This is a genomic window from Rhizobacter sp. P1_G5 (assembly GCF_056405435.1).
The window spans coordinates 1-11,120 of sequence record NZ_JBFUCB010000148.1 but is presented as its reverse complement, the minus strand read 5'-3'; the positions used below and the strand labels follow the sequence as shown (position 1 = coordinate 11,120).

Genomic DNA, 11,120 nt, shown 5'->3' with positions numbered 1-11,120 from the left:
CATCGAAGACGAACCGAAAACCGCCGACTACCTGCGCCGCGGGCTGACCGAGCAAGGCCACGTCRTCGACGTCGAGCACAACGGCATCGACGGCCGCCACGCGGCGCTGGAGGGCCGGCACGACGTGATCGTGCTGGATGCGATGCTGCCCGGCATCGACGGCTTCGAGATACTGCGCGACGTGCGCCGCGTGAAGCAGGTGGCGATCATCATGCTGACCGCGCGCGACGRCATCGAGGACCGCGTGCGCGGCCTGCAGGACGGCGCCGACGACTACCTGGTCAAGCCGTTCTCGTTCCTCGAACTGAGCGCGCGGCTGCATGCCCTCTCGCGCCGCAGCCGGCAGACCGAGCCGACCACCATCACGATCGGCGACATGGTGCTCGACCTGCTGGGCCGCAAGGTGCAGCGCGGCGGCGACCGCATCGACCTGACCGCCAAGGAGTTCTCGCTGCTGACCACGCTGGCGCGCCGGCCGGGCCAGGTGCTGTCGCGCACCGAGATCGCCGAGCTGGTGTGGGACATCCACTTCGACAGCAACACCAACGTCGTCGAGGTCGCGGTGAAGCGGCTGCGCGCCAAGCTCGACGGCCCCTACCCGCTCAAGCTGCTGCACACGATGCGCGGCATGGGCTACGTGCTCGAGGCGCGCGCGGCGGAGGGCACGGCATGACGCGCCGGCTCGCCGTGCGGCTCACGCTGATGTTCGCGGGCTGCGCCGCGGTGGTGTTCCTGGTCGGCGGCTGGGCGCTGCACCGCATGCTGAACGGCGGGATGATGGAGCAGGTGCGCGGCGAGATGCGGCTGCGCGCCGGCTGGGCCGAATCGATCGTGCTGCGCGTCCAGGACGAATCGCAGTGGCGGCTGTGGCTCACGCCGAAGTTCAACACGCTGGAGATGGAGCGCAGCGACGTGCGGCTGTGGGTCATCAGCGACGTCTCGACCTTCCGCTACGGCCCGCGGCGCGCCGACATCGAGGCGCTGGCGATGGCCGGCGGCTTCGGCGAGCTGGAGGAACCCGGCCACCCCTGCAAGCTGCTGACCTGGACCCGCCACCTGCCCGCCGACGGCGACCGGCCGGCGGTGACGCTGGTGCTCGTGAAGGACCCGCTGCGCTTCCTGCAGACGCTGGAGGACTTCCGCTTCGCGCTGATCGGGCTGGGCGCGGTCGGCGTGCTGGCGGTGGCCTTCCTCGGCTACGGCATCGCCCGCGTGGGGCTGCGGCCGCTGCAGCGGCTGAGCCGGCAGGCGCAGGCACTCGACCCGAACCACCAGGAGCAGCGGCTCGACCTGCAGCCGATGCCCGCCGAGCTGTGCGACCTGACCGCCTCGTTCAACGGCGCGCTGGCGCGGCTGGAGACTGCCTACCAGCAGCTGGAGGCCTTCAATGCCGACGTGGCGCACGAGCTGCGCACGCCGCTCACCAACCTGATCGGCCAGACCCAGGTGATGCTGACGCGCGAGCGCAGCGCCGGCGAGCTGGAGGAGGTGTTGCGCTCCAACCTCGAGGAGATGGAGCGGCTGAAGGGCATCGTCAACGACATGCTGTTCCTCGCGCGCGCCGACCAGGGCGCGGCCGCGTCGCGCCATGCCGACACCTCGATCGCCGACGAGGTGCACAAGGTGGCCGACTACCTCGATGCGCTGCTCGACGAGCGCGGCGTGCGCATCCGCGTGCAGGGCGACGAGCGCGGCTGCGTCGAGACGGCGCTGCTGCGGCGCGCGCTCGGCAACCTGCTGCAGAACGCGATCGAGCATTCGAAGCACGGCGACGAGATCGTCGTCGAGATCGCGCGCCTGCTCGACGCGCCGGAGCAGATCCGCGTGGCGGTCAGCAACCCCGGCGGCCCGATCGACGAGCAGCACCTCACGCACCTGTTCGACCGCTTCTACCGCGTCGACAGCGCGCGCCRCAATCCGGGTGGCAACCACGGGCTGGGCCTCGCGATCGTCAAGGCGATCGCGCTGATGCACCGCGGCTCGGTGTTCGCGCGCTCGCAGGCCGGGCGCAACACCTTCGGGTTCACGCTGACGGCCACATGACCGCCACCTGACAAAAACGTCATCTGCGCGACAGGGTCCTGTGCGGGGCCGATTTCTAAGATGCCTTCACTCCCAACCCATTCGTGAAAGGTACCGAGATCATGAAAGCAACCCTCGCACTGAGCATCGCCGCCCTGGGCCTCACCGTGCTGTCGCAAGCCGCGCGCGCCGACACCGACACCGCCGCCGATCGGGCCTACAACACGCCGTCGACGCTGACGCGCGCCGAAGTGCAGGCCGACCTGGCGCTGTGGCAGCGTGCCGGCCTGGAAGCCGCCGCCGGCCGCGAAAGCTTCGACCCGACGCGTCCCGACATCGCCAGCCGCCTGGCGCAGTACAAGCAATGGCGCAGCGGCGCGGAATACCGCACCGAACTGGCCCGCCTGCAGGACAAGTCGATGACGGCGCAAGCCCCGTCGGCCCGCACGGCCAACTGAGCTCCGCCCACCGGGCCGCGCTGTTCGTCAGGCCGCGAGGCTTGGCACCGGGCGGCAGGCCGAGGCCAGCGCGACCAGGTTCGGGTCGCGCTGCCTCGCCCGCAGGTAGTTGAGCCCGATGCGCTGGCGCACCTGGTAGCGCGACTGCAGCGGGATCAGTTCCACCTTGCCGCCGAGCACGTCGCGCACGCGGCCCGGCAGCAGCGTGCAGCCGAGGCCCCCGCCGACCAGGTTGATCAGCGTGAAGATGTCGCCGACCTCCATCGCGAGCTTCGGCACGAAACCGGCGTTGCGGAACGCGGCGTCGAAGCCGTCGCGCGTGACGAAGCCTTTGCGCAGCGTGATGAGGCGCTCATTGGCGCAGGCTTGCAGGTCGACCGCGCCGAGGCGGGCATGGCGCGAGCCGATCGGCGCCGCGAAATACATCGGGTCTTCGAACAGCGCGAGCGATTCGATGTCCGGCTCGGCCGGCGGGATCGCCATCAGCGCGGCATCCGTGGTGCCCGCGCGCAGTTGCGCAAGCAGCTCGGCATTCGAGCCCATCACCAGTTCGGCCTGCAAGTCCGGGCGCAGTTGCCGCATGTCGGCGACGAGCCGCGGCACTGTCTCGACCCCCAGCGAAAAGAGCGAGCCGATGCGGATGCGTGCGCCTGACCAGCCACCGGCCGCCCGCGCGGCCTGCACGCCGTCGTCGATCAGCTTCAGCGCGCTGCGCGCCGCATCGGCCAGCACGCGGGCCGCCTCGGTGGGCAGCAGATCACGGCCCTCGTGGCGGAACAGCGCGCAGTCGAGCGCGTCTTCCAGCGAGTGCAGCGCGCGGTGCACGCTGACCGTGCTCACATCCAGTTGCTCGGCGGCGCGCCGCAGGTTGCTGCTCTCCATGTAGGCGAGCAGCATCTCCAGCTTGCGCAGCGTGATCTCTTCCATCAGTGCCATGGCACGGTCCTCCCTGTGTTTTCGATGGATGCTAGCGGCGGCGACCCGCCGAGGTTGCTACGCAATGTTCCGTTCGTTGCAAGGCGCGCGCGGTGTGGGCCGCGGCGGCGCAAAGACGCCCTCGCAGTGCGGTGGGTAGACGAAAACGGGCAGGTTCAGCAGGTCGTCGGTCCAGCCTGTCCGGTTGCGGGCACGCAGGTGCGGTCGGCGGCCGCGGGAGCGCTCGACGGCCACCTCGCGACGGCGACAGGAGATCGGGTCGATGAAGTAGAGGCGCTGCGCGCCGGCTTCGATCAGCTCGATGGCGGCGGCCACGGGCAGCTGCCACATCAGCGAGCCGACGCGGGTGAACATCAGGCCGACGTGGGTGATCGCGCGGTGCGTGGGGTGGGAATGCCCTCCTCGTGCAAGCCCTCGGCGTCGTTCTGAAGGAACGTCGCCAGGAGCTGGGCATGACGCAGGAGGACCTGGCCGGCGAGGCGGAACTGGACCGCGCGTTCATCACGATGATGTGGTGCAGCGATCCGACAACCTCGCCCTTCCAAGCGTTACACCTCGCCGGTCAACACACCAGCCACCCGAGCCGTTGGATGTCCCATCAACGACTCCGGATGCGCCCATGCACCCCGTCACCCGAATCCTGTCGCGGCTCGCCGCCGCGGCCTGCCTGGCCTTCGCCCTCACCGCCTGCGGTGGCGGTGGCGACGACGGCAGCGTCACGTTCGACATCGGCGTCATCGTCGCGGGCCAGCCGCTCAGCAGCGGGTACATCCACTCCGGCTCGTCGCAGAGCATCTCGGTCTGGGCCGGTGATTCGCTGCAKCTCGATGCCAGCGAGCCGGTCGTGTGGTCGCTGCAGGTCGCGGGCACCTCGGTCAGCGGCAGCGGCACCACGGTGTACTACGGCGGCATCGGCGTCACCATCGACACGATCAGCGCATCACGCATCCTCGTCGACACCTTCGACACCAGTGCCTTCAGCACGCCGGTCGCACTGACCTTCACCGCAACCTCCACCTACGACGCAGCCGTCGTGGCCACGGTGACGGTGTACGTCTACTACTGAGCAAGCTCACCGACACCTGATCGTCGAGGCCCCGCGCTCAGGTCACCATCAGCGACGTCGTCCCCGACTGCCCCGGCTGGTACAGCCGCAGGCGCACGTGGTACGTGCGGCCCTTGAAGAGCTTGTACGTGATGCTCGCGTTGCGGTCTTCGCCGCTGTCGTCGTCGGCGGCCAGGAAGCTCGGCTTGCCGCCGATCTCCTCGAACAGCGCGAGCAAGGTGTCGGTCGCGCCCTTGGTCGCGATGGTGTACTTGCGCGACACCGTCGGCTTGAAGGTGCAATCGATCTGCTGGCCGGCCGCCAGGTCGGCAGCGATCGACTGGAACGGCTGCAGCACCGTCGGCACCGGCGCATTGCCGGGGTACCACTTCACGACCCAGGCCTTGTCGGCACTCGACARCGTGCCCGGCGGCACCAGGCCCTCCAGGTCGTACTTCTGCGGCTCGTCGATCAGGCCGGGCTCGAACTCGTACTCCATGATCGAATCGGGATCGCAGGCCGAGCCCTGCACCTGCTGCGTGTCGAGCTTCTCGAGGATGTTGTGGAAGGTCGTCGCGCGCGACCAGTTGTTCGGCGGTGCCGCCAGCGAGGCATACACCGCTTCCTCGTGCCACCTGATCCCGGCGAACGGGTTCTGGTGTTCGTGCTCCATGCCGAACACGTGGCCGAGCTCATGCAATGCCGTGCCCCTGCCGTACGGCGTCGTGAGGTCCCAGCCGTAGACGGTGGTCGGCTCGGTGAGCGGGATCTTCAGGACGTCGCGGCCCACCGCCGATGCGGAAATGCCGTCGGCCAGCGAGTAGCCGATGCGCACCTCCGCCTCGCTCAGCGAATCGACCTCGACGAACTCCAGGCCGATGCCGACCGCCTTCCAGGTGTCGAAGGCGGGACGCACCGCATCGGCCTGCGACTTCGGCACCGCATAGTGCGACCCGCCGCTGAAGAAGCAATAGTGCAGCACCGTGCGGTTCGCCCACTTCGAGCGACCGGACAGGATCGCCGCGGCACGCCGCGGATCGGCCATCACCGCATCGGACAACTTCGGCCTGGGCCGCGGCGGCGTGCTGCACAAGGGCTTGGCCATCGGCTTGCCGTGAGACGTCGATCCACCACCATGACTGCTGCGTGACGTGCCCATGCGAATCTCCTGGATGCTGCCGGTAGGAGCCTCCACAGATTAGTCAGCACACGCCTGCACTTCCATCATCAACCGAGAGGAGCGAGCGACCGTCGGTCGGGCGCCGGCCACGCCGCTGCGCAGTTGGTGACGCGCTTCACGCCGTGTGCCGCTTGTCGATCAAGCCGCAGGCCGAAACGGCCGATATGTCCGCAGCCCCCGTCCATTCCCGGACGCGGGCACCTGTGCACACAAGGGAAGCGGCGATGACACGGATCAGGCAGTTGTTGATCGGCACCGCCATCGGCGTGCTGGCCGCGTGCGGCGGCTCGGGTGGGGGTGGCAGCGGCAGCACCACGACCGCGATGACCGGCAACTCGATCGGCAACGCACCCGCGACGAGCACCGTGTCGGGCGTGGTGGCCGACAAGCACGGCGTGGCGATCCAGGGCGTGCTGGTCACCGTGTTCCATCACAACGACCACACGACCCGCACCGCCACCACCGGCGTCGACGGCCGCTATGCGATCACCGGGCTGAGCGCCGGCGTCAATGCGGACTACGCGGTCTACGCGCAGCAGGCCGGGCTCGCCTTCTACCCGTCGATCGGCGACGCGGCCGGCTCGGTCACGAAGATGGATTTCAACGGGCTCTACCGCACCGTGATCCGCTTCGCGACACTGCCGACGCACGATGTCGCGAACGCGGACTTCACCGCCTCGCGCGCGGGCGACCGGATGGCGAGCCTGCCGCGCACCGGGCAGTCAACGAGCTTCGCGGCCGGCGATGACGGCGCGCTCGCGCATGGCGTCGCGTGGCCCGGCACCCGGTTCATCGACAACGCCGACGGCACCGTCACCGATGCGCTGACCGGCCTGGTGTGGCTGAAGAACGCCGGCTGCTTCAACGCGACCGACTGGCCGACCGCACTCGCCGCGGCCGCGCAACTGGCCAGCGGCGCCTGCGGCCTGAGCGACGGCTCGGCCGCAGGGCAATGGCGCATGCCGAACGCGAACGAGCTGGAGAGCCTGGTCGACGTGTCGCAGGCCGGCCCGGCGGTGGCGAGCGGCCATCCGTTCACCGGCATCGCCGTTGCCAACGCGTACTGGAGCTCGACCACCTACATGGCGTTGACGAGCAGCGCGATGGCCATCCGCTTCAGCGACGGGCGCTGGATCAACGGCGCGAATGCAGCCGATGGCGGCATGAGCAACGTGAAGGCCGGTTCGGTGAACTCGCTGTGGGCGGTGCGCTCCGGCGCCGCCGGCGCCGTGCAGCTGCTGGCCACCGGCGTGTACGCCGGCATCGGCGGCGGCTCGTTCGGCACCGCCGACGACGCCGCCCTGCAGGCCGGCGCGCCCCTCACCTCGCCGCGCTTCATCGACAACGGCGACGGCACGCTGGCCGACACGGTGACGGGCCTCACCTGGCTGAAGAAGGCCGATTGCATCCAGCAGCCCTGGTCGGGCGCACTGGCGGCGGTGAACGCGCTCGCGAGCGGCCAATGCGGCCTCGCCGACGGATCGGTCGCCGGACAGTGGCGCCTGCCCAACCGCGCCGAGATGCTGAGCCTGTCGGACCGCGCGCCGACCTTCCCGCAGGCCTCGTACCTGAATGGCCAGTACCAGGCCGGCTCGGCGGTCACCGGCCCCGCGGTGTTCGACAACTTCATCGTCTCGGATTACTACTGGTCGTCGACCACGAGCGCCGCCGACAGCAGCGAAGCCTGGGCCGTCTACAGCTGCGACTTCGGCGTGTACAACGTCGCGAAGTCCGAGCTGCGCTACGCACTCGCCGTGAGGTAGTGCCCCGATATAGTCCTCTGCTGTACGCAGCAGACAGGAAGGACGCGGGGCATGCGCCGATTCGAGCTGGTCGAGGGAACATCGAGCAAGTTCTGGGAGGTGGCCGTGGCCGGCAGCGACGTGACGGTGCGCTTCGGCCGCATCGGCACCAACGGCCAGACCAAGACCAAATCGTTCGCGAGCGCCGCGGCAGCGCAGACCGAGCACGATGCGCTGGTGAAGGAGAAGACCGGCAAGGGCTATCGCGAGGCCGGCGTGGCCGCGGGGGCGACGCTGGCAGCGGTCGCGGCAGCCGCTGCGGCGCCTGCGGCACCGAAGGCCGCCGTGGCAGCGACACTCCCCGTCGCGCCGCCACCGGCCGCGGCACCCAAGGCCCCGCCGCCTGCAGCCGCCCCCACCGCAGATGCCGCGCCGATCGAGTGGCCGCACGGCGGCTTCGAGTGGAACGATGCCTTGCGCAGCGACGTGCCGGTGGTACGCGGTGTCCATGCGCCGACACCGATCGACGGCCACGTGCTGCTGGCCTCGCCCTTCAGCGTTTACGAGACCCAGTACTCCCACGGCAAGCAGGAGTTCGCCGAACTCGCAACGCGCCTGAACCGCCCCTGGTCGCCGTGGAGCGCCGCCACCTTCGCCGAGAAGACCCAGGCCGCGCAGCTGGCGCAGGCCGATCCGGATGCCTGGCTGGAGCTTTGTGCGCAGAGCCTGCACGCCAACGTCCTGCACCAGGGCGACCACTACGGCAACCACGGCCTGCACTGGAGCACCTACGTCGGCATCGCGCTGCACGGCGTGCCGTTCATGCTCGAGATCGCGCTCGACCTCGCGCGCGGCGTGCACCCTCACGAGTACACGCTGAGCCGCGTCATCCAGTCGCAGTTCCAGGCGCTGCGCAACGTGATCGCCGCGGCCGACGAGGCCGAACACGATGCGGCCGTCGCCACGCTGGAGCGCCAGGCCGGCTCGACGCCGCTCGACCGGCTGCTGCGTGCCGTGCTGTGCCCGCATCGCACCGACTGGGCCCTCGCCGCGATGGCCGACGCTCCTGGCAGCGACTGGCCCTTCCTGCGCGACTGCGTGGTGCCGGCCGACGCGATGCGGCGCTATCTGAAGCCGGTCGCGCCGTACTTCTACGCGCTGAAAGACGCCCTGCTGCTGCAGATCCGCCTGCACGGCGTCGATGCCTTCGAGCTGCTCGCCGACCTGCTGCGCCGAGCCAGCGACCGCGACAACAGTGAGAAATACATCGCGCTGGTGCTGCGCATGCGCGTGCCGCAGAGCATCGCGCTGTTGACTGAGTTGATCGAGCGCAAGGAGGCACGCGCCGCGCTCGACAAGCTGGCTGAGCGCTACCCGGCCGCCACACTGCAGTGCGTGATCGGCCATGCTCTCGCCACGCGCTCTCGGCTCGCCGAAGGTTGGGCGGTGCGGCTCGCGCTGAGAGAACCCGCCGCGCTGGCGCAGGCCCTGCCCACGCTGGCCGACGGCGAGCGCGAGCGCTTCCAGGCGCTGCTCGATGCGCTGCAGAGCGCCGAGGCCGCGCCCGAGCAGTTGCCGCCGCTGCTGCGCGAGCCGCCGTGGTTGCGCAAGGCGCGCGCCACGGATCTGCCAACGCTCGACATCGTGGCCCGCACGACGCCCGATCGCATCGAATGGACCGCCGATGAACGCAAGCGGCATGCCTCCCTCCAGGTCAATCCCTGGTACACCAAGCAGTTGCCGAGCCCGACCGCGCATGCGATGACCGAGATGCAGATCACGGCGGAAGGCCAGGCGCGCGTGATGGCCGGCCAGCCGCTGCTGCCCGAGGACTTCAAGATCACGAAGCAGTACTTCTACGGCCAGGCGCCCGGCCTCTTGCTGCTGTTCCCCGAGCCCGCCGCACTCGCGCTGTGGAACAGCTACCCATCGAAGCATTGGTATTCGTACAGCGATGTCGATGCGCCGATTCGCGCCATCCTCGCCCGCCACGGCGAGGCCGCGGTGCCGGGCTTCGTCGGCTACGTGCAGTCGTATCCGGAAGGCGGGCTGTCGCTCGCGATCGACGTCGACAGCGCGCAGCTCGTGCCGATTGCCCTGCATGCGCTGCGCAACCTGAAGAAGGCCAAGGCGCAGGCCATCGCGTGGCTGCGCGCGCACGCCGACACCGCGCTGACACAGGCTCTGCCGCTCGCCTTCGGCAAGGACCGCACGGCACGCGAGAACGCACAGTTCGGCCTGCGCTGGCTGATGGCCAACGGCTTCGAGGCGCAGGCCCGCAAGATCGCCGAGTCGTACGACACGACGGAAGGCACCCCGATGCAGCAGGCACTGCAAGCCCTGCTCGACGCCGACCCGCTGCTGGTGCTGCCGGCGCGCATGCCGAAGCTGCCGGTGTTCTTCGTCGCGCCTGCGCTGCGCCGCCCGCTGCTGCGCGACGGCGGCGAGGCCTTGCCGACCAGCGCCATCGAGCACATCGGTTCGATGCTCGCGATCAGCMGGCTCGAGGCGCCCTACCCCGGCCTCGCGATCGTCAAGGAGCTCTGCACGCCGGCCTCGCTGGCCGAGTTCGCCTGGGACCTGTTCGAGGCCTGGATCGCCGCCGGCGCGCCGAGCAAGGACGGCTGGGCCTTCGCCGCGCTCGGCCTGCTGGGCGATGACGAGACCGCGCGCCGGCTCGCGCCGCGCATCCGCGAGTGGCCCGGCGAATCGGCGCACCAGCGTGCGGTCACCGGGCTGGACCTGCTGGCCGCGATCGGCAGCGATGTCGCGCTGATGCACCTGAACGGCATCGCCGGCAAGGTCAAGTTCAAGGCGCTGCAGGACCGCGCGAAGGAGAAGATCGCCGCGGTGGCCGAGGTGCGCGGCTTCACCGCCGCCGAGCTGGCCGACCGGCTGGTGCCCGACCTGGGGCTCGACGAGCACGGCGCGCTGGCGCTCGATTTCGGGCCGCGCCGCTTCTTCGTCGGCTTCGACGAGACGCTGAAGCCGTTCGTGAAGGATGCGCAGGGCGTGCGCCTGAAAGACCTGCCGAAGCCGATCAAGAGCGACGACGCCGCGCTGGCCGAGGCGGCAACCGATCGCTTCAAGCAGCTGAAGAAGGACGCCAAGGCCATCGCCAGCCTGCAGGTGACGCGGCTCGAGATGAGCATGGTCGAGCGGCGCCGCTGGACGGCGGTCGATTTCAAGCTGTTCTTCCTCGATCACCCGCTGATGCGCCACCTGGCGGCGCGCGTGGTGTGGGGCGTGTACGAAGCCCGCGAGGGCGATCCGGCCGGCATGCTGGCCAGCGCCTTCCGCGTCGCTGAGGACTGGACGCTCGCCGACGGCGACGACGTGCAGACCACGCTGCCCGACGAGGCCAACGTCGGCATCGTCCACGTGCTGGAGATGCCGGCAGCGATGCAGGCCGCGTTCGGCCAGGTGTTCGCCGACTACGAGATCCTGCAGCCGTTCAAGCAGCTCGGCCGCGAGACCTACCGGCTCACGCCCGACGAGTTGCAAGGCACCGAGCTGAAGCGCTTCGAGCAGAAGACAGTGGCCACCGGCAGCGTGATGGGCCTGGTCAACCGCGGCTGGGAGCGTGGTGCCGCGCAGGACGGCGGCTGGGTCGGCTGGTTCACGAAGCGCGTGGCCGGCGGGCTGGAGGTCGAGCTCGAACTCGACCCCGGCACCGTGATCGGCGGCCTGAGCTACGAGCCGAAGCAGCGCATCCCGAAGATCGTGCTGCGCGAGGC

At 69.8% G+C, this 11,120-nt stretch carries 9 protein-coding genes; 6 read left to right on the top strand and 3 right to left on the bottom strand.

Annotated features, from left to right (window positions below; translation table 11 throughout):
- Position 1 precedes the first annotated feature (1 nt).
- From AC1D12_RS12915 to AC1D12_RS12905, 3 genes are all read left to right on the top strand, one after another.
- Entirely contained in the window at positions 2 to 673 is a 672-nt protein-coding gene (locus AC1D12_RS12915; RefSeq protein WP_477840789.1) for a heavy metal response regulator transcription factor, read from the top strand.
- Complete coding sequence (locus AC1D12_RS12910) at positions 670 to 2,043, top strand: heavy metal sensor histidine kinase (protein ID WP_477840787.1); 1,374 nt, start codon at positions 670 to 672, stop codon at positions 2,041 to 2,043. The genes AC1D12_RS12915 and AC1D12_RS12910 overlap by 4 nt, the downstream gene beginning before the upstream one ends.
- 101 nt (positions 2,044 to 2,144) lie before the next feature.
- On the top strand, positions 2,145 to 2,480 hold the full coding sequence (locus tag AC1D12_RS12905) for a DUF4148 domain-containing protein (RefSeq protein ID WP_052211205.1): 336 nt from the start codon (positions 2,145 to 2,147) through the stop codon (positions 2,478 to 2,480).
- A 27-nt stretch (positions 2,481 to 2,507) separates the two neighbouring features.
- Here the strand turns inward: AC1D12_RS12905 and AC1D12_RS12900 are convergent, their stop codons facing one another.
- Complete coding sequence (locus AC1D12_RS12900) at positions 2,508 to 3,416, bottom strand: LysR family transcriptional regulator (protein ID WP_477826625.1); 909 nt, start codon at positions 3,414 to 3,416, stop codon at positions 2,508 to 2,510.
- A 57-nt stretch (positions 3,417 to 3,473) separates the two neighbouring features.
- A complete protein-coding gene (locus AC1D12_RS12895) occupies positions 3,474 to 3,770 on the bottom strand; it encodes a hypothetical protein (protein ID WP_477826624.1) in 297 nt (98 codons plus the stop codon).
- A gap of 265 nt (positions 3,771 to 4,035) precedes the next feature.
- On the opposite strand from AC1D12_RS12895, the gene AC1D12_RS12890 reads away from it, so the two are divergent.
- Positions 4,036 to 4,482: a hypothetical protein gene (locus AC1D12_RS12890; protein ID WP_477840786.1), complete on the top strand. Its 447-nt coding sequence runs from the start codon at positions 4,036 to 4,038 to the stop codon at positions 4,480 to 4,482.
- 37 nt (positions 4,483 to 4,519) lie between these two features.
- Here the strand turns inward: AC1D12_RS12890 and AC1D12_RS12885 are convergent, their stop codons facing one another.
- Positions 4,520 to 5,620, bottom strand: a complete 1,101-nt coding sequence (locus AC1D12_RS12885; RefSeq protein ID WP_477840784.1) for a zinc metalloprotease — start codon at positions 5,618 to 5,620, stop codon at positions 4,520 to 4,522.
- 245 nt (positions 5,621 to 5,865) lie between these two features.
- Between AC1D12_RS12885 and AC1D12_RS12880 the strand changes: the two genes are divergently transcribed.
- A complete protein-coding gene (locus tag AC1D12_RS12880; RefSeq protein ID WP_477826622.1) occupies positions 5,866 to 7,404 on the top strand; it encodes an Lcl domain-containing protein in 1,539 nt (512 codons plus the stop codon).
- Positions 7,405 to 7,455: 51 nt separating this feature from the next.
- Positions 7,456 to 11,120 (top strand): DUF4132 domain-containing protein (locus tag AC1D12_RS12875; protein WP_477840782.1); only part of this gene is annotated, 3,665 nt, incomplete at its 3' end.

Coding starts and splice junctions, on each gene's coding strand:
- AC1D12_RS12905 (WP_052211205.1), top strand. CDS start 2,145: ATGAAAGCAACCCTCGCACTGAGCATCGCCGCCCTGGGCCTCACCGTG.
- AC1D12_RS12900 (WP_477826625.1), bottom strand. CDS start 3,416: ATGGCACTGATGGAAGAGATCACGCTGCGCAAGCTGGAGATGCTGCTC.
- AC1D12_RS12895 (WP_477826624.1), bottom strand. CDS start 3,770: ATGTTCACCCGCGTCGGCTCGCTGATGTGGCAGCTGCCCGTGGCCGCC.
- AC1D12_RS12880 (WP_477826622.1), top strand. CDS start 5,866: ATGACACGGATCAGGCAGTTGTTGATCGGCACCGCCATCGGCGTGCTG.